Annotated in this window: 17 protein-coding genes and 1 pseudogene; 9 read left to right on the top strand and 9 right to left on the bottom strand. The window is 66.9% G+C overall.

What is annotated here, in order from left to right; genetic code table 11:
* Nucleotides 1–4 precede the first annotated feature (4 nt).
* From IE170_RS00580 to IE170_RS00590, 3 genes are all read right to left on the bottom strand, one after another.
* Nucleotides 5–1,285, bottom strand: coding sequence for an acetate and sugar kinases/Hsc70/actin family protein (locus IE170_RS00580; protein ID WP_189807296.1), 1,281 nt, complete (start codon nt 1,283–1,285; stop codon nt 5–7).
* Nucleotides 1,286–1,343: 58 nt separating this feature from the next.
* The gene (locus IE170_RS00585) at nt 1,344–1,811 is read right to left on the bottom strand and encodes a hypothetical protein (protein WP_189807297.1); all 468 of its coding nucleotides are present in this window, start codon (nt 1,809–1,811) and stop codon (nt 1,344–1,346) included.
* A 3,081-nt stretch (nt 1,812–4,892) separates the two neighbouring features.
* On the bottom strand, nt 4,893–5,228 hold the full coding sequence (locus IE170_RS00590; protein ID WP_114055107.1) for a histone-like nucleoid-structuring protein Lsr2: 336 nt from the start codon (nt 5,226–5,228) through the stop codon (nt 4,893–4,895).
* A gap of 376 nt (nt 5,229–5,604) precedes the next feature.
* Between IE170_RS00590 and IE170_RS00595 the strand changes: the two genes are divergently transcribed.
* The 6 genes and pseudogenes from IE170_RS00595 (at nt 5,605) to IE170_RS00620 (ending at nt 12,324) form a co-directional block, all read left to right on the top strand.
* Nucleotides 5,605–7,287, top strand: a complete 1,683-nt coding sequence (locus tag IE170_RS00595) for a CPBP family intramembrane glutamic endopeptidase (RefSeq protein WP_189807298.1) — start codon at nt 5,605–5,607, stop codon at nt 7,285–7,287.
* Nucleotides 7,288–7,478: 191 nt separating this feature from the next.
* A pseudogene (locus tag IE170_RS00600) lies at nt 7,479–8,653 on the top strand (IS110 family transposase); the annotation flags it as partial.
* A gap of 372 nt (nt 8,654–9,025) precedes the next feature.
* Complete coding sequence (locus IE170_RS00605) at nt 9,026–9,418, top strand: hypothetical protein (protein WP_189807299.1); 393 nt, start codon at nt 9,026–9,028, stop codon at nt 9,416–9,418.
* Between the two features lie 194 nt (nt 9,419–9,612).
* A complete protein-coding gene (locus tag IE170_RS00610; RefSeq protein ID WP_189807300.1) occupies nt 9,613–10,176 on the top strand; it encodes a hypothetical protein in 564 nt (187 codons plus the stop codon).
* A gap of 8 nt (nt 10,177–10,184) precedes the next feature.
* The gene (locus IE170_RS00615; RefSeq protein WP_189807301.1) at nt 10,185–11,420 is read left to right on the top strand and encodes an MAB_1171c family putative transporter; all 1,236 of its coding nucleotides are present in this window, start codon (nt 10,185–10,187) and stop codon (nt 11,418–11,420) included.
* Nucleotides 11,421–11,694: 274 nt separating this feature from the next.
* Nucleotides 11,695–12,324 carry an HAD-IA family hydrolase gene (locus IE170_RS00620; RefSeq protein WP_189807302.1) on the top strand — a complete coding sequence of 210 codons (630 nt, stop codon included), beginning with the start codon at nt 11,695–11,697 and terminating at the stop codon, nt 12,322–12,324.
* 242 nt (nt 12,325–12,566) lie between these two features.
* Here the strand turns inward: IE170_RS00620 and IE170_RS00625 are convergent, their stop codons facing one another.
* Complete coding sequence (locus IE170_RS00625; protein WP_189807303.1) at nt 12,567–13,442, bottom strand: helix-turn-helix domain-containing protein; 876 nt, start codon at nt 13,440–13,442, stop codon at nt 12,567–12,569.
* 241 nt (nt 13,443–13,683) lie between these two features.
* Between IE170_RS00625 and IE170_RS00630 the strand changes: the two genes are divergently transcribed.
* Nucleotides 13,684–14,202, top strand: a complete 519-nt coding sequence (locus tag IE170_RS00630; protein ID WP_189807304.1) for a hypothetical protein — start codon at nt 13,684–13,686, stop codon at nt 14,200–14,202.
* A gap of 102 nt (nt 14,203–14,304) precedes the next feature.
* Here IE170_RS00630 and IE170_RS00635 read toward each other — a convergent pair whose 3' ends face one another.
* The gene (locus IE170_RS00635) at nt 14,305–14,769 is read right to left on the bottom strand and encodes a LysM peptidoglycan-binding domain-containing protein (protein ID WP_189807305.1); all 465 of its coding nucleotides are present in this window, start codon (nt 14,767–14,769) and stop codon (nt 14,305–14,307) included.
* Nucleotides 14,770–15,473: 704 nt separating this feature from the next.
* On the opposite strand from IE170_RS00635, the gene IE170_RS00640 reads away from it, so the two are divergent.
* Together IE170_RS00640 and IE170_RS00645 are read left to right on the top strand one after the other, a co-directional pair.
* On the top strand, nt 15,474–15,881 hold the full coding sequence (locus tag IE170_RS00640; protein WP_189807306.1) for a hypothetical protein: 408 nt from the start codon (nt 15,474–15,476) through the stop codon (nt 15,879–15,881).
* Nucleotides 15,841–16,386: a hypothetical protein gene (locus IE170_RS00645; RefSeq protein ID WP_189807307.1), complete on the top strand. Its 546-nt coding sequence runs from the start codon at nt 15,841–15,843 to the stop codon at nt 16,384–16,386. Before IE170_RS00640 ends, IE170_RS00645 begins: the two co-directional genes overlap by 41 nt.
* Nucleotides 16,387–16,564: 178 nt before the next feature.
* Here the strand turns inward: IE170_RS00645 and IE170_RS00650 are convergent, their stop codons facing one another.
* The 4 genes from IE170_RS00650 to IE170_RS00665 all read right to left on the bottom strand — a co-directional run bounded on the left by IE170_RS00650 (nt 16,565) and on the right by IE170_RS00665 (nt 23,830).
* Entirely contained in the window at nt 16,565–16,879 is a 315-nt protein-coding gene (locus IE170_RS00650) for an HU family DNA-binding protein (RefSeq protein WP_223856616.1), read from the bottom strand.
* A gap of 132 nt (nt 16,880–17,011) precedes the next feature.
* Nucleotides 17,012–17,377: a hypothetical protein gene (locus tag IE170_RS00655; protein WP_189807309.1), complete on the bottom strand. Its 366-nt coding sequence runs from the start codon at nt 17,375–17,377 to the stop codon at nt 17,012–17,014.
* A 41-nt stretch (nt 17,378–17,418) separates the two neighbouring features.
* Nucleotides 17,419–19,158: a hypothetical protein gene (locus IE170_RS00660; protein WP_189807310.1), complete on the bottom strand. Its 1,740-nt coding sequence runs from the start codon at nt 19,156–19,158 to the stop codon at nt 17,419–17,421.
* 1 nt (nt 19,159) lies between these two features.
* A complete protein-coding gene (locus IE170_RS00665) occupies nt 19,160–23,830 on the bottom strand; it encodes a hypothetical protein (RefSeq protein WP_229884533.1) in 4,671 nt (1,556 codons plus the stop codon).
* Nucleotides 23,831–23,898 lie beyond the last annotated feature (68 nt).

Below are 23,898 nucleotides of genomic sequence, written 5' to 3' on the forward strand. Positions count from 1 at the left end.
GAAGTCACTTGCCCGCGGGCTTCGCGGCGAGGGCCTGCTGCTCGACGTGCCGTGCCGCGATGTACAGGCCCTCGCGGTTCAGGTGCCGCGAGTAGCTCGAGTCGAGGTAGAGCACGGGCACATCGCCGGCGGCCTTCAGAAGCGCAGGGTGCAGCAGGTGCTTGATGGGGCCCGAGCCGCCGCCGTAGACGTAGACGACCTCGGTCGTCGCACCGGCCTGGGAGAGGACGTCGCCGAAGGAAGAGACGATCTCGTCGACCAGGTAGCCGGCCTCGTCCTCGACGAAGCCGACGGCGCGCTGGTGACGATTCCTCACCAGCACAGACGGCTTCGCGTGGAGGAAGTCCGCCAGCTGCTTGCGCGAGGAGAACTGCAGCGTTGCGTCCGACTCACTCATGCGCTCCATGGCGTTCATCAGCGCGGTGCCGTAGCCCTCGTCGAGCGTGGCTGCCGCCTCGGGGTTGAAACGCCCATCGGTGAAGACGGGGAAGTTCACGGTGCCCTCACCGACATCGACACCGATGGTGTTCTGCACCGCCACCAGATCGGAGGCCGAGACCCCTTCCACCACGGATGCGTCGCGAGTGCGCAGGTCATCGAGAAGAGCCTGGGCCAGCGGTTCGCCCTTGTCGGTGATGGCGAACTGCGCGGAGGCACCCTCGGCCATCACCTGAACGTCGACGAACTGCAGGCGGACCGAGACCGGGGTGCTGAAGTTCTTGATCGTCACCAGGTGCACCGCGGGGTCGGAACTGCCCAGCAGGCCGATGAACTCTGCGGCGTAGGCGTGGCGGCGCGCGACGAACTCGGAGATCGGCAGCGCCAGGCCGGCGCGCACCTGCACGCGCAGTTCGTGACCGGGCAGCGCGCCGTTCTCGCGGACGTAGTCGCGCAGGGCCTTCGCGGCGAAGACACCCAGGACCAGGACCTTGCTCAGCTCCTGATCGGCCTTGGAGTGCTTGCCCAGTACCTCGAACTCGGTGAACTTCGAGCCGCGCACGCTCAGCGCTGCCCGACCGAAGATTCGGCGGTCCGACGCCGCCACCAGGGTTGTGGTGAGTGAGCAGTCGATCTGGTTGTAGAAGTCGCCGGCCATCACGGCGGCCGCATCCGCGTCGGGGAGCGGCACCTTCGGCGAGGTGCGGGACGTCGAGACGACTGCGCTGGGCAGATCGATCTCGTCGAAGATCTCCCGCTTCGTATTCTGGATGACGCCCTTGACGTAGCCGTTGCCGACGTCGATGCCGCCGGTGAGGGTGATGATGTCGTTGCTGTTGGCGCTCATGAATTCGGCCCCTCGGTATCTGTGTCGTCTGCCTGGAAAATGAGATTCACCGCGTCACTCAGCGCCGAGTACTCGCCATGATTTCGTCAATGGAAGCCTGCTTCGGAGGCTCCGGGTTCGGGCCGGTGGCACTTACCGCAGGATCATCGACCGTCTCAACAGGTGTGGTAACCGGCTCGGGTCGGGCTGCCGGCGCTGGTGCCGTCTTCTCGATGACGGCGTCGGCCTGGTCGGCGACCACGGGCTGTGGCCGCCGAACGGGCATGGCGGCCGGACGGCGCTCGGTGACCGCCTCGTCGTCCTCGCGCTGTTCGGTGCTCTCCAGGGGCGGCCGGCCGCGGCGCGGCAGCTGCTCGACGGGCTTGTAGTAGACGTCGACGTATCCGTCGCGCTGAATGGACTCCCGAATGAGCAGTCGCAGCGACTGCGAGATGTTCTCCTGCCGGTCGAGCCACTCGATCACCGATGTGTCGGCAGCGGGCACGGTCCAGCGGACCTTGCGCGGTTCACTCGGCCGATTCGCCATCGCACCCACCTCGCCCCGCCACTCGCTCCTGCACTCCATCCGGTCGTTCGCGGGATGTCTCTCGCTTTGTCACATGGACTCACCACCCTTCATGTTCTCTTTTGAATGTGAATCGCTATGAGTCGACTCTAGTGTCCCTGTCGAGACCCATGCAAGTCCCACTCGATACGCGAGTCCGGCTCCATTGATGCCTTCAGTCGTCTCTGGTGAGGGCACCTGCGAGACGCCACAGTGCCCCTGCCGGAGACGGCCGGGCGCAAGCCGAAGGCGCCATGTGCCCATGAGTCCCACATGCAACGCAGCAAGGGCTCCCGCCGGACACCTGCGAGACACCTGGCGTCAGGGCGTGGTCTCCGGGAAGCCGCACGGGGGCCCAGGCAGGCTTCCACTCGTGTCCTGACTGTGTCTCGTGAGAGACACCACTCGGCTTCCCGATGCAGATGTGTCCCCCGAGGGCACTGTGTGCGACACCGGAGCGGCACCGTTGGAGCGCGCGCGAGATGCCGTGCGGACGCGCATTGGACTTCGAGGGATCCAGTAGTGGCAGTCGGTGTCTTGTACGTGTCCCGATCACGGCCCCTGCACGTTCCGATGGGTCACCGCAGAGACGCGAGATGAGCGCTGATTCACGGGGCCGCGAGGCCTGACCGCACCCCTTGCTGCAGCCATCCGACGGGTACGTTGCGACGGTCACGGACGCCGGCGGAGCGCGGCCGGCACAGCTCTGAGCAGACACCGACGCAGTGCCGGTGCGGCGGCCGGCGCAGGGGTGTCATCGACCCGACGAGGTTACGCAGAGAGAGAAGGGGCGAAGGGGGGGAGCAGGCCCCCACGCCCGGCGAGCGTGGGAGGAACGACGTCCTTGCGCAGCATGGGCCGCGGGGTGGAAGAGGCCTGGAGGCATCGCTGCGGAGGCCACCGCCTGGAGGAAGGCGACAACGCTCCGGTACCCCTCGGGCTGCTCGCTGTGCCCGATGGGCAGATGGTGCAGCAGCCGGGGCTCTCTTCTTCCGATGCGTCCACGAGAGACCGCCCCGGGCTTGCCGCGCAAGAGCGAAACGAAACACGGCCCGGGGCCGGATCGTGTCGACAAGGCAGTGCCCAACGCCCGCCTCGGCCGCGGTGCGTAACGTGCGCCGGCATGCTGCCGACGCAGTACCGGAGGAACGACTGGAGCACGGCAAAGCCAGGTTGGTGCAGCCGGCGCAGCACGATGGTGCGAGGCCGGCTACGCCGTCAGCGGCGAGCGGTGAAGTCGAGCGTCATCCACAGTCGAAGGGGCGGCGTCGCGAGAGGACGGATCCGCTGCTGGGCGAGAGTTGTGCCGCCTGCGGCGGCGAGGGGATGCACCGGTGCTGTGCCCCGTCGGGAGCAGACCCGTACCCCGCCTCGTTCGTGCCTCACGAGGTCGGCTCGGCACGGGGGTACGGCCTTATCCCGAACGGCGAAACAGCAGTACCGCCCAAAGACGTGATGGCCAGGGGAGACAGCCTGCCCCGTACCCCCGCTGAACGAAACGGGGGAGGGGTACGAGTCGAGAGGGTACGGCCCGTTTCCCCTGATGTTCCAGGCTTTCGCCACTGCTCCAGCCGGGGAACGGTGGGATGGCGACAGAGAAGTGAAAGGGCATAAGGGAATCTGATAACACGTGTCCTGAGGACCCTCGCTCCGCTCGGCCTCTTCACCCCGCTCCGATGACGTGTCAGACATGGCCGAGGGGTCCCAGAGGTCGATTGGCTCGCCGGTCCGTCGGTCGCCGGCGCCTCCTCTGGTCACGTCGGCTCTGCGCTTGAGAGACGACCCCCGACACCGCCCCGCCGCAGTCGTCCACAGACGTGTGGGCAGGGGCGAACGGTGCGGTAGTGGATGGGCGGGCACGCAGCGCCTGGCGCAGCCGAGAAGTGACGCATCGCGCGGTGGCCGGCAGTGCGATCCGGCCCGGGGTAGATCACCCCAGCGAAACCTTCGGGTCGTCAGCCGACAGGGCCGCCGCGGGAGCTGGGCTGAACATCGAGATCGTGCGGACCCGCCGGGGTCCGCACTCGATGGGCGCTACTCCACTCGAGTCCACGAAGAGGCACACCATGACATGGCTCCGGCCTGAACTCGTCCTGCGATGGAGGAGCCCGCTGCGTGCCGAAGTTGTAGAAGTCAAACAGCGAAGCCGTTGCCGAGGATGCGCTCCGGCGAAGTCGGGGACGTCGACGACGTCGACGACGTCGACTCGACTGACGACGAGAACAGCACGGTCGTCACCGTGAACATCCCCCCGCAGCGGTGACGGAATGTACATCGTCCACCTCATGCCGATGTGTGGTGACGATCGGATTCGCGTCTGGCTCCAACGGGAGAAGGACCTGGCCGTGATCGGGTCCAGTACCGGGCGGGCGGAATGGGGCAGCGGCACGCAGGCCGCCGCGCCGGCACAGAGGCCAGGACCGCGGCTCTCGACTCCAGCTGTGGAGACCGCCGAGTCACCAGGAGAGGAGAATCGAATGATTGCTGAAATGATTCGAGAATCGTTCTCGCACGTCGTCCTGGTCGCCGGTTCCCGCAGCTGGAACGAGGCGAAGAGCATGCGTAAGGCGTTCGACGACGCCTGGCGCGGCCGTGGGCCCAGGAACGTCACCCGGCCGGTGCTTCTTTCGGAGCACTGTCCAAGGGGCTGACGCGAGGGTGGAACCGATGTGCGGGACTCAGGCTCGGAGCTCGTCATCTTTCCCGCCGACTGGTCGGCCCGGGAGCAGCCGGATTCCAGCGGAACCAGGAGGTGGTCGACGCCGGCCGGGCCTTCCGCGAGGCCGGGGCTCAGGTGCTGTGCACGGCCTTCCGCGACCTCTGCCGGAAGCCCGGATGCCCGAAGCGAAGCCGGGAGCAGCTCATGCCGGAGGCACCGGGCACTTCTCGCACGGCACCATCCGCTGCACGGCTCGAGTGTGAGCAGTGTGAGCTGTGGGGACCAAGACGACCCATGTGATCTCTATCCGGTCTGAAGACGCGCGAGGGGCCCTGCAGTGTGCTGCAGGGCCCCTTGGGGGTGAATGAGAGAGATCGGCCCGGAGGCGAGCACCAGGCTCGGCGCTAGTTGCTCCGATCGATGCCGTGAGCCTCGTCGTAGGCCTTCATGACCTTCTTCGGGATACGCCCCCGATCCGCGAACTCGTAGCCCTCTTCCTTGGCCCATGCGCGGATCTTGTCTCGCTCCTCGGCAGTCGTCTCAGGTACGACTCGCTTCTTGGGCGCAGGCTTCCCGGCTTTCCGGCTGACCTCCAGGTACGACTTCAGCGCAGCCTCAAGGGCCTTCTTCTCCTCAGCTGTGAGGTCGACTTCGTACCAGGTGTCTCCCAGGCCGAAGGTCACGGTAGCCGCATCCGGCTTACCGCTGAGATCTGACTCGACAATGCTTCGAATAGCCATACCAGTGAGGGTAGCCGATGCGCAAGGACTTTGGAAAGCCTGTCGAACTCATTCGATATAAGTGCGCCATTTGGAACGCGAATGAGGCTCAAAGGTGCTGGTGAACCGGCAGAGGGAGTGACCGTTACTGCTAAAATCGCAGCAACGTTGCAGGGCGTCTCGTACCTCGTTCTCCACCGACCAGCGACCTCATCGAGAGGGCCTCCACCATGTCCACGCTTCATGCCGCCGACGACCACTTGCTCCCCGACGAGGACGTCGACCTTTCCGCGCTGCTGTGACAGCGCACAGGATGGTCGGATCAGTACCTGAAGGAGAACGAGTCGACATCGACCGCGCTGTCGCCGCCGCGCGTGTCCCGGGCTGGACGACGTTGGTGACCGACCACCACGAGGAGTTCGCGCCGGGCTCGACCGCGGACATCACTGTCGACCCGCGCCGGATCGACGAGACCTACGCCCACACCGGGGTCTGCGGTGGCCACGTCCTTGCCCGCCTGCTGCGCGTCGCCGCGCCGAAGACCATCCCCCATCCCCGGGGTGGGTTCGACGCCGACCCCGATGCCATCGGCATCGGGCGGTCGATACCGGTGCGGCCGCTGCGCACCGGGCAGCACCACCCGGTCTGCTACCGGGGCTTCGATGGCTTCGCGATCGTGCTGAAGACCTTCGCCCGAGTCGGCAGGATCCGAGACGTCGGCGACCACGACGAGGGCTTCTTCGGCTTCGGAAGAACCCACCGCCGGGGACCTGCCTCTGGCCCCGCGGGTGTACCTCTCGGGCGACCCGGCATGTACGGACTGCCGGCCAACCGGATGACGGGGTTCAACGGCCACCCGGTCGTCGTCGTCAACCGGCCTGCCGGCCCCGACGATCCCGTCAGCGGTTCCGGCCGCGCGCCGAGGTGGTTCGACATCACCACCAGCCCGGAGCGGCACGACGGTCTCAGCGCCACCGGACACCAGCAGGCCTGCGGCCTTCGCGTCGCGACGGCCGAGAAGCCGGGCCACCTGGCCGCCGTGCTGCAGGAGACCGCCCGGGTTGTCCTGCTCGCTGTCAGCACCGACGGCCCCAAAGGCGATCTCGTGCTCGGCCCGGACGCCGACTGCGACGCCGGCCCTCAAGATCTGCGGCCCCTGTTCGAGCTGGTGCGCCGGACCGAGGGCCGCAAGCCCTTCGGACACGGCTTCACCCCGCCGGTCGTCGAGATCGAAACAGCTCACCACGGGTGCTTGAGCCCCGTACAGGAGGAGACCATGACGACACCACCGACCACTTCGCGTCTGCTCGGCATCGGGTGGTGCGCCCTCGTGCCGTTCGCCGTCGTCGCGCTCTACCTCGGTCTGGGCACCGTCGCAGTCAGCCTCATCGGAGAGCCGATCGCCGCGACCTGCGTCCTGGGCATGCTCGTTGTCATCCTGGTCGGCTCAGTGAGGGTCCAGCGGCCCCAGTGGCTCGCGCATGCGCCGGCCCCGCGGCCGCGCGTGGAAGTTCCGCGCTTCGGGCGGACCGCCGTCGGCTGCGCGGTTCTGGCATTCCTCGCCGGGCAGTCGATGGCCTTGTGGATCTACGCCACGACCGGGTCCACGGGCTTCGACGCGTCGAGCCAGACGAGGCAAGCGGCCGGAGTGCTGACGACCCTGCTGCTCGCCATGGTCGCGGCTCCTGCGGGGGAGGAGGCCCTGTTCCGGGGGCTGGTCTACCCCTTGCTGCGCAAGCGGGTGAGCATCCTCGCTTCCACGCTGGTCACCGCCGTGGTGTTCGGCCTGCTGCACGGCAACGCCGTGCAGTTCGCCTCGACCCTGCCATTGGCGGTGCTCCTGGCCCTGATCTACGAGCACACGCGCGTGCTGTGGCCCTGTGTGCTCCTGCACCTGGGCTTCAACCTCGCTGCCGCCCTTGTCCCGGCACAGGTGCTCTTCCCTCTGGCGAACCCCGTCTCCGCGGCGCTCCTGTACCTGGCTTTCGCCGGCTGTGCCTTTGGGCTCTACCGGCGGGTCGCCGGCTTGACTGCGCCGGGCGCGGTCAAGGCCTCGGGAAGCGAGTCCGCGATGCAGTGAGCGAGGTACTCAGCCTCTTCTGAAAACGATGTCGCCAAGGTCCTGACCTCCATGCCCGGGGATCGGCGTCAGGACCGAAGCACGGACCCCCATCGACGTCGGCGACGGATCCAGCGCTCAAACCGGCCTTCTCACTTTCTTCGTTCGCTGCACCGACCAACCCGACCTCCCACACCTACTGCGACAAGAAGATCAGTCAAGGAGGGCACCACGCCCGAGCCCTCCTCTGCCTCGCCGGACGCCGAGCCGACGTCCTCAAGACCGCCCACCGCCGCCACGGGCTCACCCCGGCCGGGAAGAAGGTCTTCGACATGCCGATGCACAACAGCGAACCGAAGCTGCGCGCCGTCTTCGAAGAGCGCAAGGCCAAGTTCGCCACCGTCCTGGCCATCGGGGTAGCCCGCCTCGATCGGCGCCCTGCCCCTGACCGTCGCCCGCGACGCCGGCTGCGAAGTCGCCTACCTGCCCGGACTCGCCATGCGGCGGGTCGCCGACCTCTACCCGTGCGAGACGAAAGCCGATGCGAAGGACGCGGTAGTGATCGCGGCTGCGGTCCGGATCATGCCGCAGCCGCACAGGCTGCGCTCGCTCGCGCTGCCCGACGAAATCACCGCCGAGCTCAGCGTCCTGAATGGCCTTTGGCCAGGACCTCGCCGCAGAAGCCACCCGCACCAGCGACCGGATACGCGGCCTGTTCATCCAGTTCCACGCATGACTGCGAGCGGGTCCTGGGTCTACGGCCGGACCACCCTGCCGTCACCTGGCTCCTCGAGCGCTACGGATCCCGGCCGCACTGCGCAAGGCCGGCCGCCGCAGACTCGTCGAGCTGATCCGGCCCAAGGCTCCGTGCATGGCCACCCGGCTGATCGAGGACGTCTTCGACGCCCTCGGCGAGCAGACCGTAGTGGTTCCGGGAACGGGCACCTCGGCGTGGTCATCCCCTCGCCGGCCCGCTCCCTTGCCGCGGTCCACGAACAGCGCCGGGTACTGGAAGCCCGGATCGGCACCCTGCCGGTCCTGGCCTCGATGCCCGGAGTCGGAGTCACGACCGCCGCCGTCCTGCTGGTCACCCTCGGCGACGGCATGGCTTCCCCAGTGCCGCCCACCTCGCTTCCTACGCCGGCCTCGCTCCCACGGCCAGGTCGCCGGTGACCCCGATCCACGGCGAACACGCCCCAAGAGAAGGAAGCCGCTGGCTCAAACGCCGATGTTCCTCTCCGCGTTCGCCCGCATGAACACCGACCCGGCCTCACGCACCTGTGACGACCGGCAAAGAGCCCGCGGCAAGACGCACACCCGAGCACTCCTCCGCCTCGCCCGCCAACGCATCAGCGTCCTGTTCGCCATGCTCCGAGACGGCACCTTCTGAAATCCAGGACTCCTCAAGCCACGCTCGCCGCAGTCGAACGTCACCACGCCGAGTACCCCTCGACGATGGTGCCCGCGGCGCTCGCCGTCGGCAGCCTGATGCGGCGAGCGTAGATGCCGGATACACCCGAACGCCCGCCGAATGCAATCGACTTGACAGGATCGTTGTACGTAGGGATATCGTTCGAGCTCTCAAGTAGGCTGGAAGATCGACACATTTGGTTGACCCGGCCATGCTGTTCTGTTCCGCAACGGGGGGTAAGGCCAGTACATGCGGTGGAAAGCTCGCCGCGTCGGCAAGGGGCCTACGGTCAGCCACCGTGCCGTACGCAGGGCGGCCGGGAACATCGTTGAGGAAGCCAAGCGCCGGGTGCAGCCGTTCGACGACATCTTCCGCCCGCGCAGTGTCCGTGGACAACGACCAGTCCACCGCATTGTTACCCGGGCGTTCACGGGCGCCGTCATCGCGTTGGCCTTCGCGTTCACCGTTGCGTTCGAACTTGTCGCTGAAATCCCGTACTTCATGGAACCGCACGCCGGTGTCCTGGGTCTACCGATAGGCATGGGCCTGTTCTGTCTCTGCACCGCTGCCGTCGCGGTCTGCGCGGCGCAGCGGGGCGGCGCGGTCAAGCAGACACCCGGGCGGGCGGTGGATGCCGTGGCAATGGTGCTGGACGCCGTCTACGACGTGCTGCACATGGCCACCACACGTCGTCACGCTGGGCAGCCAAGCGAGGGCTCACTGCACACGCGAAAAGTCTGACGACTACTTGGCTCAGCCTGCCGACGCATGACTGAGCGCGGGGTGGGTTGGAGCTCCGAAAGCAAACGGGGCAGGGCGAGGGGGACGAGGCGATGAGGTGGGCTGCTCTACGGGGGACCGCCCGGAGCGGGGAGAGTGGCGGGCTGCGTGCAGAACCAGGCGGTAGAACGCCGATGCACCTCGCGAGAGCAGTCATGCAGTGGCACAGGGACCCTTCGCGGCGCGCCCTCTTGAAGGAATGCGAGAAGCTGCTTGCCGATCTGCCTGTGCCCACTCCCTTCAGTGTCGAGGCGCTGGTCCGAAACATGGAGCATGCGCTGAAGCGTCAGATTCGGCTGGTGGCTTTTGACGACCCAGACGGAGGGCTGGGCACAGCCTGCGGCCTTCGAGTCAGGACGCCGGAGTTCACGGTCGTGCTCTACCGGCGCCGGTCCAGCCGGAACCAGACCGAGCACATCATCCTTCATGAGCTGGCGCACGAGTGGCTGGACCATGGGAGCACCCTGACCGATGAAGAGGTCGAGCGATACGTCCCTGAGCACATCCGGGAGGAAGTCCTTCGTCGATTCCCCCTGGCCCTGGTCCAAGGCCGCGTGAACTACGACAGCCCGGAGGAGCAGCAGGCCGAGTTGTCGGCGTCCCTGATCAAGCGGTCGGCCCGCCGTCAGCCGTTGGCCGGCGACGACATGGTCAGCCTCTTGGAGTCCTCGCTCTCCCACCCGGTTGCTCCGCCGCGGCGTGGCCCCAAGAGCGCATGACGGACGGCATGCTCGACTTCTTCAGGTACCTGACCGCGGCCGTGATGACCCTCATAGCCGTTTGGCGATTCCCCGCCGTCCGGTACGGTGACGCGCACCGCCGAGCCCTCTGGGGCGGCTACGCCGGATTCTCCGTGGCCTTGTGGCTCTACACCCCAGCAGCGATGCAGGCCGTGGACCGCATCCCCGTGATCGATCTGAACGCTCTCCTGAGACACTTCGCCAGCACCGCCGCCCTCATCGCGTCCTTGACGTACGTTGCGACCAGCTACGGCAAGAGCTCCGAAGCCGTGGTGCCACGGCACGTCACGGTGTCGCGCTGGATCGCCCGTGCCTCCTACCCGGTGGGCGCGATCGGCGTGACCCTGCTCACCATTCTTTTTTTCACCGTTGTGGACCGCCGGCGGCAAAGTGAAGACTTCCTCAGCGATCATGCAGGGGAATTAGGCGCCGCCGCGTATATGAGCGTCTTCTACTTCTTCCCGCTCGTCACAGCCGCCGTCTGCGGCTACCAGTGGTCGCGAGGGGCGCGAGAAGCCGAGACGATCAGTATGCGAATCGGTCTCAGGCTCATGGGAATCTCGATGTGGATGGGGCTCCTCCACACGACGGCCCGAATCGTCATCGTGTGGACGGCGGTATTTTTCCCGCTGAGTCATTCCACAATGGAGATGCTCATTGATCTCACGGCGATGTGGATGAACCTGCTCTTCCTGATCGTGGCCGTAGGCGCGAGCATCCCCACCACCAGCGTCGTTGCCGCTCGCTGGAAGACATGGAAGACCCTCTACCGGCTGCACCCGCTCTGGTTCGACCTGGTGAGGGCGTTCCCCGGAACGAGTCTCTACCCGCCCGGGTCGCGCCTGGCCGAGCTGATCCACATGCGGGTCCCCAGCGATGTCCGCCTGGACCGATGGACCCAGGACATCGCTGATGCCTGCGAGAAGCTCCGGTACTACGCTCCGGAGACGCTCCTGTGGGCTGCTGAGGAGGCAGCCGCGTCGCACCCCGACCCCGAGCCGGGCGCCGAGGCGTACTGGATCGCCGCGGCGCTCCGTGCCGCTGCCACCACGAAGCCCAGCCAATACGCGACGGGCCCGCTCCAGGAGAAACCCTTCGTCGACACGAACAGCGAGGCGGCTTGGCTCGTGCGAGTGAGCAAGGCTTACGCGGTCATCACCCCGGGCGATGCTCAAGAGCTTCTGGAGCAGTCTGCGGAGCTGAGTCTCGAACCGGACGCGTAAAGCGCTGAAGAAGTCGACTCGATTGGGAGGTCGCGTGAAATAGAGAACAGCCCCCAGGTGCTATTGCCGCCCTTCGGATTCGGGCGGGGCCGCCAGTCCCTCAAAGACGTGGCTGGTACCTTGGGCCAGACAGTGGGTGGCATCGTCTTCCGCCCTGTAAATACCGCCGACCCTGGAAAGCGAAGCGCAGGCGCTGTCGCCGCCACGCGTATGCCGGGGCCGGAACGCTGTCCAGTACGGGCGGCGCCCAGATCCTCAGCACTGGAGTTCCTGCATGTCTCAGCACACCGGCCTCGTCCTCGACTTCGGAGGCGTCCTCACCACACCGCTCCTGCCCGTGGTGCTGGCCTTCGAGCAGCGAGAGGGGCTTCCCCAGGGTGCATGCATCTCGGCCCTGTACCAGGACGAAGAGGGCGTCCGGATCACCGGCGACCTCGAGCGCGGAGCGGTCAGCCAGACCGAGTGGAACGAGTTCGCCGGCAAGAAGCTGGGCGTCTCTCCCGACAACCTGATGGGCAGGATCTTCGGAGGCCTGCGTCCGGAGCCGCTGCTGATCAACGCGGCCGCCGCGGCGCGGCGAGCGGGGATCAAGGTGGGCATCCTGTCCAATTCGGTGGGCCTCGCGCCCTGGGACCTCTACGACGGCTACGACCTCGAGAAGCTGTACGACGTCGTGGTGATCTCCGAGCACCACCAGCTGCGCAAGCCCGACCCCGAGCTCTTCGAGATCACGCTCAAGCTCATGGAGATGCCTGCCGAGCAGTGCGTCTTCGTGGACGACACCGAGGCGTACGTCCAGGCGGCGGAGCAGCTCGGTTTCGCGGGGGTGCACAACAAGGACCCCAGGCAGACGGTGGTCGACCTGTCGAACCTGCTGGGCGTGGACCTCACCGCCGCGCCGTAGCCGTCCTCCGAGCGGGCGGCTGGTCCGGCCGCCCCCGGCTGTTGACCACCTCACTGCGAGGTGGTCAACAGCCGGCGATCTGCGTTGTGCCGGTGCGGCTCGGGATCCTGCTCGTGGGCGTCAGGGCAGGCGAACCGCATCCGGTACGCGGAAGGTGGCGTTCCGCCACCGGACGAAGCCCGGCCGTCGGTTACCTCGACAGGCGGACGGCTCGGCGGCGCTGTCAAGGCGTGGCGCCGACGTCACTGCTCGCTCTGCTCGCCCGGCAGCTTGTTCTTCAGCTCTCCGACGACTTCGTTGATCTTGGCCATCATTTCGGCCGACAGCCCCGCCTGGTTGCCCCGGGCGGCGAGGCCGAGGATCTGGCCCTGGTGGATCGACCCCAGGAAGCGGATGGCTTCGAGGAATTCACCGGCCGCAGGGCTCAACTCGGCGTCGTCCTGGAAGAGGGCGATGTCGACCTGGAGAGCATGGGCCAGGCCGGCGCGTACTGCGCCCGAGGCAGTCGTCGGGGCGCCCGAACGCAGCGTGGCGATGTCATCGGCAGTCATGTGCGTTGTGCCGCTGTGCTCGTTGACGGCCTGCGCGATCTGCTCGTTGGACGGAGGCGTCCGGCCCGCGTACCCGTGCTCCAGCAGATAGTTGATCTTCTCGCCGACGGTGCGAGGTGCAGACGGACGAGCTTCCCTCGGGGGCCGCGCCCTGCGGAGCCCGAACGAGACGTCCTGCGCGGCCAGCAGCTCTTCCGTCGTCACCCCGTAGGCGTGCGACAGAGGTCCCACGTAGGCGTCCTGGAGCCGACGCCTGCCGGACTCCGCGTTGCTCAACGGCACGCGACTGGCGTTGATGGCCTCGGAGGCCTGCGCCACGCTGAGGCCGGCGTCGCAGCGGAGCAACTGCAGGTCCACGGCGCCGTCGTAGGGGAAGAGGGCGTCGAGGTCCTGACCGAGTGCTGACGCGATCCCCGGGAGCTTCTCCCCCTTGGGGAACTCTTCGCCGCTTTCCCATCGCGCCACGGTGGGGCCGCTGACGCCTACTCTCGCGCCCAACTCCTTCTGGCTGAGCTCCTTGCCCCGTCTGACAGCTCGCACTCGGCTGCCGTCGAATTGACGTGGCACATGAACTCCTGCGACTTGGCGGTCTAGACCTCGGGTGCTGATGAGAGAACCCTAACGGAAACTGGCTTGATCGATCCATGCATCTAACGTACGTTTCTGTATCGCACCTGATGGTGGGGCTCTGCTCGCGCGTCGATCTTATGCCCTGCGGTTAGTCCATCGCTGAACTACCTGCCCTGTACAAGGCGGGTCCGCCGGACCCGGTCATGCAACGGCCCAGGAACCTGGAAGGATCCCACCGATGATCCAGTCTCACCCAGAGGTGTCCGACTCTGGCGAGTTCAAGGGTTTCAACGAAGCCCGGCGCATCATGTGGTGCTACGAGGCTCGCGCCCGCGTGTCCGAGCGTTTCGAGGAGACGAGCTTCCTCGCTGATGCCAACGTCGCAGCGGTCCACGTCGACAACACCACTCGGGCGGACCGCGTGTTCCTCGTGGCGTTCGACGAGGCCGGCCGGCAGGTCGGCGTTGACACGCTCTACGTCGACGGGCCGAACCAGCACCTGGACGTCGCTTCCGAGTTCGACCATGACTTCACTGGGATGAACGTCGTGCTGGACTCGCAGCTTGACCAGGCCATCTCTCGGGAGAACGGCTGGGTCGTCGATCTGAAGGTGCTGCGCGAGTACGAGCCCTTGGCCGATCGTCGGGCCACGCAGCGCGCGGTGTTCTTGGTGCATCTGCAGGACATGATGAAGAACGGCGAGGTCCGCGGATTCCTGTTTGGCCGAGGTGAGTCCGACGAGGCTGATGCGGCGTGAGGGACCGCGGGTCTGCGAGGAGACGACGACGCCCTGATGGCCCCGCGGCGTCAGGGCGTCGATTCAGGCGCGGGTACGTGACGGCGTAGCCCTGTCGCGTCGTCACGCCCGTGGGAGGAGCGACGAGACCCACGCGTGGATGAAGTCCGGACTCAAGATCTTTTTCGCCTCGATCAGGATGTCGATCGGAACCCCCGTCGCCCCCGAGATCGCGGCGAGCGTATCGCCTGGCGCGACGGTGTCCGGCTTCGTCTTCGGCGCGGGCCGGCTCCGTGCGTCCGATCCGTTGGGCTCGTTCTCGCCGCCGCGACCGGGCCTCGAAGTCGGACCCGCCCCGCTCTCGTCCTGCTTCCCCGCGGCGCTCTCGCTCGGCTGCGGGGCGCTGCTGCTTCCGGCGTGCTTCTCGTCAGGGTTCCCCGGTGCCTCGGCCGGGGCGTGATGGCCCGGCCGTGCCCGGGTGAAGCCGCCGTCGGAAGTCGCGAGCTGCGTCAGGCCCCAGCCGACGAAGAGCGCCGCTCCGCCCGCCATGACGCCGACCGCGATCAGCGGCCCCTTGCCGAAGCCCATCGGGCCGACGTGACTCGGGGCAGTTGCTCCCGTCTCTGCCGTCGGCTTCGACGCCGGCCCCTCTGGCTTCTCAACCGTAGCCGCCATCCCTGCCCCAACTCCTCTATGAATAGCATGCAGAGTCATCCGTGCCTGCCATTGGCATTCTACTCAGAGTCTAATCTAAGTCGATGCAATAAGGGACTGAATGGTAGCACGAACCCTGTCCGAGAGATCGCCAATGGCTCCCCGAACCATCGACCGCCAGGCCGAACGTAGGAACCGCACCGCCATGGGTCAACTGCTCCGGCCTCTCTTCTGCTGTGGCCGATCCGAGCAGGGCGACCGCGGGTTCGGCGTCCGAACTGCGACCTGGGGCCGGCTGGGTCAACCCCGGGGGAGTGGACTGTCGATGCTCTGCTCCTGATGGGCAGACGGGGAGGCATCCGCCCCCGACCGCGCCGTCAAGTACGAGCTGTTCGACGCACACATTTGTGACGCCTTGCGACGTCCTCTCGGCCCTGGACGGCCATCGTGACTGTCCAGGAATCAGGGCCCGTGCTCCAGTCTGCACCGTGCGGGACTGGAGCACAGGCTCCTCCTTCTCCTGCCTGGCCCGCCTCTCAGGGATGGAGCGAGTCATCATTCAACGTCCGTGTCGACTCGGCGATAACCCTCGTATACGAGTCGAAAACAAGTCAATCGAGACTGACTATAATGAAGGCATGACTCGCAACGACAATGCCCACGGCGGCAGCAGTCCCGGCGCCGAGCTCCCGAAGTTCTCTGTCAATGTCGTCCCGACAGACCAGCTCAGGCACGAGGAACTCGCCACGGTCCTGAACCTCTATCGCCGCGGCCAGGTCACGCCGCTGATCTTCGGAGACGGCAACAAGCCCGAGGCCGCGATCATCCCCTTCGCAGCGTTCGTGCGCCTCATGAAGTACGACCACGCGGCCCACGTCCACGCCGAGGCTGATTTCCAGGCCGAGCTCTCCCGTCGCATCCAGGAGTCCGACGCCTCCGGCGAGGCGGGCATGACCGTCGAGGAGCTGGCCGAGAGCCTCGGCCCGCTCGGTCAGCAGTGGGCGGATGACCATCGTGCTGCCCAGCAGGAGAAGCGTCATGAGTGAGCGTCGGCCTGTCATCCGCATCCTGCCGACCGCCGGTCTCAAGCAGGACCTCCAGGCTCTCCACGACGCTGCGCTGAAGAAACCTCAAGGACCAGAGGGCCGGCTCCTGCGCGTGGCTCTCAACGAGCTGGGCCGGATCCAGCAAGGCGTGCCGGGCACGCACCCGCTGGGGTACATGCCCAGTTATCCCGATCTCTCCGATTGTGAGACCACGTACGTCGGCGCAGATCCGAACGCAAAGCCCTCGCACCGGATCGTCTGGCGGGAGCGCGCGCCCCAGCGCCCGGGCGAGCCCGTCATCCGCGAGATCATCGCCCTGGGGGAACGCGCGAACGGGCAGGCCTACCACATGGCCGGCCAGCGTCTGGGCCGCCCTGTGGGCTTCACTCTCGCCGAGCTGGCCGCGCAGCGGCAGCCGATTGCGAGTCCCTCGCGACCCAGGCAGCGCTTGACCGGCAGTTTCGACACGCCATCCATGAACGAACCTGACCACCAGTTCGAGTGACCATCGCCGACGGCTGAGCCTCGCGGCCGAACTCGTCTCATCCACAAAGAACATACCCGTGATGCATGCAGGTATCACGGGTATGTTCTTTTCTGCCGGCCCCTCGCTTTCTGCGATCCGGGCCGCAGCTCACGACCCTCAATAGCGTTTTCGAACTTGCCGGCATCCCCGATCGTCTCTAGGCCCGTGGTGAGGCGTCGTCCCCATGGCTCCCCAGTCGGCGGTTGAAGCTGCTCGATGCGGAGAACTTGAGAACCACGTAGTCACCGACGTTGCTCTTGCCGAAGCGCACCTTGTGACCCTTGTGGTCCTGCCGGTAGAAGCGGCCGAAGCTCGTGAGTACGACCGCCTCACCGCCGCTGACCGCTCCAGTGAGCTCATCCAGCAACGACTCGTATACCTCGTTCACCACCCGGATGGGCAACTTGCTGCGAGTCGCGACCCGTGAGATGAACTCGCGCTTATTTACGCGCGGTGTCTTCATCGTTTCCATGTCCATACCATGCCCTATCGCGGCTCATTAGGCTGTCCCACTTGGTAGCCAATCTATCGGAGATGGTCATGAGTTGAGAAGGAGGGTGGGGCCTGTCAAATGCAGTGGCCGCGCTTATCGTGGCTCATTCGGCTAGATTTCCAGGTCCGGCTCGATGCCCTCCCGGTCGCCCCTGGGCTCATAGACGACCGACTCGATGATGCTCCGCGTGTTCGGATCGCGGCGCTGGTTCAGGACCCTGTCATGAGACTCCTCGAACCGCTGCTGCGCCGCCACGCGGTGGGCCGCATCGAGCTTCGCGCCGATGGTGCGCTCTCCGAACTCCATGATCGAGCTCAGTGCCGACGTCGCGCCCTGCCGGAGCGCGCTGACGTGCGGCTTGTTCTGCGCCCGCTGCTGCTCCCATCGGCTCCGATCCTCCGGTGTGACGTAGCCGAACATCCGTGCGAAGCGCGATCCGAACCTGACCTGATGTCCCTCGTCCTGTTCCTGGTTCAAGCCCCCTCCTCCTGCTCCTCGTTCGTGTTTTCGGATCGCGCTCAGGTTCGCTGGAAGTCCTCGGAGTCGGCCTCGGCGTTCGGGCCGTCGTTCTGCGCGCCGGCCTCCTGCTCGGCCGACGGACCCGTAGGGCGCGACCGCGGCCTGAGCCGCTGCTCCTCGAAGAAGGCCCCGGGGTCGTCGACCGCCGTCTGCAGTGTTCGCTGCCAGTTCTCTCCGAGGCTCCGCTTCAGCTGCGCCTCGAGATCCGGGTACTTCTCGTTCACTGCCTCCATCGCGTCGACGTAGGCGTTGGAGTAGACCCGCTGCTGCTCCTCGGGCGGCAGACCGTCGATGTCCATGCTCGCGATCATCACCTCGGACTGGTCCAGGCGGTGCTGCAGCATGTCGGGCAGCCCGCTGGTGTCCAGACCCTGTTTCTGCGCCGCGAAGCCGACCAGGTAGCCGAGCATGTTGCCTCCGTAGGCCTCTTTGTCGCCGCGGCCCAGCGCGTTGAGGAGCGAGGTCTTCATCGTCTCGGCGAGCTGAACCTGGTGGGCGTCCGCATCCATGGGGCGGCGGAGTGTGAACATCGCGTCCTCGGGCAGACGCCGGCCCAACTGGTCCTCGAACTCCCCGCTCCAAACGGTGCGGACCCGGTCGGAGCCCGCGATCCGCTCCTCGTGTGCGGGGGCCTTGACGATCCGTCCGTGGGCCACGCCGTTGAACATGGTGCGCAGCTCGGGCTCGTACTCCATCCGCTCGCCGATGATCTTTCGGGCGCGCTGGACGACCTCCCGGCGCTCCAGGCCGTCTTCGCTGATCTGCTCGTACAGGCGCTTGCGCAGCGCCCGGTGGCTCTCGCGGATCAGGCCGACGTCCGCGCCCGGCTCACGCATCTTCCAGAAGGCGTTCTCCATGAGAGCGACCTCGGTCATGGCTGCCGAGTCCGTAGTGAACATCTCCCGGTGGCCGCGCTCACGATGCTGCATGGCGTCCAAGCGCGTGCGCCACTTCTTCGACAGGTGGTCACGCGGATCCGTGCTGCCGATCAGGCGCTCGCGCCGGGCCCCGCTCGGCAGGTCCTTGAAGATCCTCTGCCGGTGCGTGATACCGCTCTCGGCAAAGGCCACCATGCCACGGGTCCGGGTGTCGATGCGCTCCTGGATCTTGTCCTTGAGGGGTTGGAGGTAGCTGTCCATCTCCTTCTTGAAATCCGGGGCGAGCATCCGCATCGTCATCACCATGCCGACCGCCTGGATGATCGAGTTGGCATTCACTCCGCGCGAGAGCGGCTTGAGACAGGACTGCATCATCATCTGCATGTAGACGTGGTGCATGACGCCGAGATCCTGCGTCCGCTCCTCGTCGGTGAAGCCGGGCACCAACAGCTTCGAGTCCCGCAGCGAGGCCATGTACTTCTCGCAGGCCAGCCGCGTCTCCGCCCTGAGTTTGAGCAGCTGCTCGCGCTGATCCAGGCCCTCGCTCTCGTCCTCGGCCCGGTCGACGTCGATCCCGTGCACGCGGTCACGGTCGGCCATCCGCTTCCGGGTCTTCTCACCGAAGAATTCGCGGGCACGGTCCCGGAGCCGCTCACGCCAGGCGCGCACACCGTCCCCGTCCTGCGGCCCCGGACCGTCGATCACGTCGGCGTCGATCGGCTCGCCCGAGCGCGAGTCCCCGTGGGCGTAGGCGTTGCCTCGCGGCTCACCGGTCCGAAGCCGATCGCCGCCAACCGGAAGCGCCTTGGTCGCGCGCCGGCGAACCGCGGGTCCTGTTCCCAGTTCCTTGGGCTGTGCCATCTCAGTACCCCATCCCGTAGTCGTCGTCGTTGGCTTCGGGCTGGTCGATCTCGATGCTCGGCGTGTAGACCGGGCGCCTCGCGCCCACGACCACGGCATGCGCGGAGCGGCGCTGCGAGCCGCGGGTGCGGGACGCCGCTGCGTCTTGAGAGATCACGTCGCGCTTGACCACCGAGTCATCGACGGCGATCACGGCGTGGTCCAGGCCGTGCCTTCCGGTGGAGCCCAGCTGATCCAGCTGCGACGACATCTGCACCCGAGCCTTCAGAGCCGCCGAGGACGCGAACTGCTCGTTCTTTTCGCCGTCGTAGACGCTCTCACGGTTCTTGGCCGCCTCGACCAGATCGGCGAACGCGCCGGCGTAGGCCATCCGGTCCATCAGGGTGCCCCGCAGCGACACGTCTTCTTCCAAGTTGCGGATGAGCCCGGTCGCCGGGTCCTCCAGCGCACTGGCCACGCGGGCCACGTACTCCGGGTTGACCCTGACTCCGAAGCCATCCTTCGATTCGTAGAACTCGATGAACTGCTTCTTCCACTCCTCGGCCGCAGCCTGGACGGGCTCACCGTCCATGAATACCGTGCGCCACTGGCCCGGGCCGACACGTTCGATGCGGCGGCCCCTCCAGAGATCACGGCCGGGGCCCTGGAGCATCGCGTATTTGTGCCGTGCCTCGGCAGCGTCGTGCTTCGCCTGCAGGATCGACTGGGTCACCGGGTAGGTGACCTCCAGGACGGCCTTGAGATCCTCGCCGCGCAGCGCGCGCACGGCGCGCTGGCTGAACGCGCCACCCAAGCCGGTGCCGTGGGACTTGATCGCCGTGGCGAACATCGAGGCTTCCTGGTCGGATTGGGTGATGCCGGGCGTACCCTGTGCATCGCCCAGGTTCCGGGCGTAGTCCTCGAGCTTCTTCTCGCTCCCCTTCGCGCCGGTCCTGACACAGACCTCGCGCACGCTCTGCAGGTGTGCCTCGCGATCCGCGAACGTCAGAGCCGCACCGAATTCGCCACGCTGCGCCCGGCGGTACAGCCCGCTCAGCTCCTCCGTCACGATCTGCTGGGCGAGCCTGACGTCCTCGGGAGAATCGGAACCCGTGACTGCCCGCAGCCGGAGCCGGTTGGCCTCGCTCCGCGAACTCTCCAGCTCTTGGGCCATTCTGGCGTTCTTGGAGAGTGCGACCTGGGTGTCCAGCGACACCTGCATGGCCAGCGGGTGTGAACCATCGCCCTTGACCACTCCGGTGTCCAACAGGTTGGCCGGCACCGAGAGCTTTGCCAGGGCCTCAGCCTTGGCTGCCTCGCTGTGCAGCTTCACCACGGCGACGGCATCACCGTCGAAATCGCCGTCAAAGCAAGCGTCCATTACCGGGTTGATCGCCGCGCCGGTGAGCCGGTCGTCGATCGCCACCCGCATGTAGCGCACACCGGCGTCACGGAGCACCGGGTCACGCCACACCAGCGCGTGGTCGCCCTCGGCGAGCCCCAACTTCGCAGCCTTGACCGAGCTGAGGGCGACTTGGTCGACGTCCAGCCGTGGGTCTGCGGTCCACACCATCGTCGCCGAGTCGGTGAGCCGTGAGGACATCAGCCCGGTCTTGAAGATGTTGCTCGTGCCCGTCAGCACTCGGTTCTGGACGTCGGTCGTGATCGCTTCGAAGGCGCGCTGAGCGCGCGAGACCGATTCGCTCATGCCGCGACGCACCTTGGCGCGCTCCTCGGCAGACAGACCCTGGCTGTCCAGCTGCTCGGCCATGTAGCGGTAGCGGCAGGCCTCCACGAAGACGTCCTGGTAGCTGCGGGTGTAGTCGTGCGTGACGGAGGACCCGTCCTCGAACTCCTGACCACTACGCAGATGCGAGGACATCACCGGCAGCTTCCACGAGCTCGCGCTCACCGTCTCGGTCTGCTCACCGGTCGGATACGTGAGCGGAAACGGGATCTCCATGTCGCCACCGCGGTCGCCGATGAGGTCGCCGAAGGACTCGCGCATCGCCATGATGTTCAGTCCAGGGAGCTGGCCCGCCCCGCGCGGCTGCGTGCGCAGCAAGTCGGGCATCGGGATGAACCGACGCTCGGTACGCTCGTCGAGGCCCTCGGCCTGGCCGATCACGCGCAGCGTGCCGTCAGCGTCCATGTCCATGCCGGATACCAGCAGGTACTCGCGCAGGCTCGACTCGGCACCGCTGTTGTGGCCGTAGAACTCGCGCATGATCGCCGGACAGTCCTGAGACTGCAGCGCCCAGGCCAGCTGAGCGGAGGCCTTACGGCCCTTGCCGGCACGCACCTGCTCGTCGTCGTAGATCTTCGTCTTCTCGTCGACGGCCATATGGGTGACCACGAAGCGCATCTCGCCCAGGGCACTCGGCCGCAGTTCTCCGTTGGGCGAGCGCAGATCGGAGACGTTCCCGCTCATCAGCTCGCGCGCCGAGCCCGCGTTGCGCCGGGAGATGAGGCTGAACGGACTCATCACCACGTCCAGACCCGGGTTGGCCCGGAACCAGTTGACCTCTTCGACAACGGCCTGCCGCTGCGCGTCGTGCAGAGGCATGTCCCGGTCGACGATCAGCGAGATCACGCCCTTGTTGCCGTGCAGATCCGAGATCTTGTCGCCCACGACGAGATCGCGCTCCCGACCGCCGGCCCCGCGGATGCGGTGGCGCCCGGCGAATTCCTTCGACACCACGATCGGGTCATCAGCCGTCCAGCCGCCGAAGGTCATCAGCGCCGTCTTCGCCGGTGCGGTGACCTCAGAGGACTGCATGATCGTCGAGGCCGTCATCTGCTGACGGTCGAAGGGGTCGTACCGCAGCGTCTCGAGCTCGGGGAGAGCCATGAGCGGCGCACGCTGTCCGGCCACGCTCTCGTCGCCCGGCACGATCCGACCATCGCTGTCGACCCGGGCCTGAGTGGTCAGGTACCGCACGATGCCCTGGTTGGTCGCGCCTCCGGTCATCACCGGGTCGAAGTAGCCGCTGGGCGCCGCCACGTTGTTCCGGTCCTTGCCGGTGAGCACCGCCATGTTGCGCCCGCCGGTGAGCCGCCAGGCGTCGAAGTGGTTGTCATCAGCCGGGTCGGTTCGGTCGCGCTGGGCCCTGTACTCGGCGTAGACGGTCGAGCCGGCCTTGATCTCGTTGGAGTAGCGCACACGGCGCGCCTCGGTCTGCAGGATCGCTGCCGTCCACTCGTCCAGGTGTGCCTTGATCTCGCCGGTGGACTCGTCCTGCCGGTACGTGGTGGCGCGCTCGATGTAGTCGATGGGGTGCCTCGTGCCGTAAAGCTGTGAGTAGACCGTGTTGAGCGAGGAGGGCTCGCCGGTCTCGCTCCGCCCGGTGATGACGTCACCGGCGATCTGGTACTGGATGCGCTCGTGCATGAGCTGCTCGTAGCCGCGCAGGCGCGTGCGCTCCTCGACCGAGGTCGGAGCCTCGCCCGGGGTCTGGGCCGTGATCGTGGCCTCGTAGCCGGGCACGATCAGGGCGTTCTGCCCGCCGGCGAAGGCGGTGGTGATCTCGCCGTACCTGCCGACGTCGAACACCTGGCCGATCTCACCCGAGATCGGAGTTCCCTTGCCGTCACGGCGAAGCTTCTCGCCACTCCAGCGAATGACGCCGTGATCGTCGACCAGGATCTCGGCGACCGTCGCCGCGTTGCGCTCGATGCTCTCGCGCACGGTGACCCCGATACGCCGCATGAACGCGGATTCGTGATCGGCGATCGGCACGGCACGCTCGGCGTTGAAACGGACGAGCCGGTCCTTGAACCGGGTCGTCTGGAAGGTCGAGCCCATGATCTCGTCAGGGGAGATCTCGCAACGACGAAGCGCTGAGGCGAGGTTGTCGAGGTTCGACCACTGCCCGGTGGGGCTGGTCATGTATCGCGCCACCCGCTCCGGGTTGAAGCGCTGATCGACCCACTCGCCGTCGACGTCGTGGGGCTCCGCCTCCCAGGTCCCGATGAGTTCGAAGGGAACGTCCTCAGCGTGCTGTCGGACCTTCTCTGCGGCGGTGCCGCCGTAGGCAAGGTTGCCCATCTCGGGCGTCTCCTCGGCCTGCAGCTCGCCGATCTCCTCCAGCCGTTGCCGGTACATCTCTTCGGTCGCACCCGGGCGCAGCAGTTCGCTGTGCGCGCCTGTGAGCACGTCCCAGTACGAGCGCTGGATCGCAGCGACCTCGGAGTCAGCCGAGTACTCCGGCGCTTCGATCGCATCCAGCTGTCCGCCGGTTCGCTCCAGCTCCATCTCGGCACGGGCAATGAGGTCCTCGACGCCGAGGGCTGCCCGCAGGTTCTGCCGAGCGCTCTCGACGGCGGTCTTCGCATAGGCCGCGGCCGACTCGGTGTCGATGAAAAAGGCCGGCAGCGAGCGTTTCTTCGCGTCCCGGCGCAGCATCACCTTCGAGCCGGGCCTGGGGCCGGACTCACCGGGGGCCACGTAGTCGCCGACCACGAACATCGACTCACGGTCACCGTGGTAGCTGTCGGGTACATCCACCACCGTGCGGCCACGGCCGCGCTCCTGGTGCGTCGCGCCGGTCTCGCCGGCCGCGCGCCCCGGAAGATCCGTACGCTCGACGCGATGTCCCTGGGCGAAGCGCAGTAGTTGGACGGCCTCCGCCGGCGAGGGAGAGTAGACCGCCATGCCGCCGGGAACCCGGTGGTTCGTCGAGTAGCGCAGCACGGTGCCCTTGTCGTATATCCGAGCTCCGGCGTACTCCTCCTGGCGTGTGTCGATGAGGCGGATCTCCA

The sequence above is a fragment of the Streptomyces toxytricini genome (assembly GCF_014649915.1).
GTDB classification, from domain to species: domain Bacteria; phylum Actinomycetota; class Actinomycetes; order Streptomycetales; family Streptomycetaceae; genus Streptomyces; species Streptomyces toxytricini.

Coding starts and splice junctions, on each gene's coding strand:
- IE170_RS00615 (WP_189807301.1), top strand. CDS start 10,185: ATGCTCGACTTCTTCAGGTACCTGACCGCGGCCGTGATGACCCTCATA.
- IE170_RS00590 (WP_114055107.1), bottom strand. CDS start 5,228: ATGGCTATTCGAAGCATTGTCGAGTCAGATCTCAGCGGTAAGCCGGAT.
- IE170_RS00645 (WP_189807307.1), top strand. CDS start 15,841: ATGACCATCGTGCTGCCCAGCAGGAGAAGCGTCATGAGTGAGCGTCGG.
- IE170_RS00620 (WP_189807302.1), top strand. CDS start 11,695: ATGTCTCAGCACACCGGCCTCGTCCTCGACTTCGGAGGCGTCCTCACC.
- IE170_RS00660 (WP_189807310.1), bottom strand. CDS start 19,158: ATGGCACAGCCCAAGGAACTGGGAACAGGACCCGCGGTTCGCCGGCGC.
- IE170_RS00635 (WP_189807305.1), bottom strand. CDS start 14,769: ATGGGCTTCGGCAAGGGGCCGCTGATCGCGGTCGGCGTCATGGCGGGC.
- IE170_RS00610 (WP_189807300.1), top strand. CDS start 9,613: ATGCAGTGGCACAGGGACCCTTCGCGGCGCGCCCTCTTGAAGGAATGC.
- IE170_RS00630 (WP_189807304.1), top strand. CDS start 13,684: ATGATCCAGTCTCACCCAGAGGTGTCCGACTCTGGCGAGTTCAAGGGT.
- IE170_RS00640 (WP_189807306.1), top strand. CDS start 15,474: ATGACTCGCAACGACAATGCCCACGGCGGCAGCAGTCCCGGCGCCGAG.
- IE170_RS00585 (WP_189807297.1), bottom strand. CDS start 1,811: ATGGCGAATCGGCCGAGTGAACCGCGCAAGGTCCGCTGGACCGTGCCC.
- IE170_RS00650 (WP_223856616.1), bottom strand. CDS start 16,879: ATGGAAACGATGAAGACACCGCGCGTAAATAAGCGCGAGTTCATCTCA.
- IE170_RS00580 (WP_189807296.1), bottom strand. CDS start 1,285: ATGAGCGCCAACAGCAACGACATCATCACCCTCACCGGCGGCATCGAC.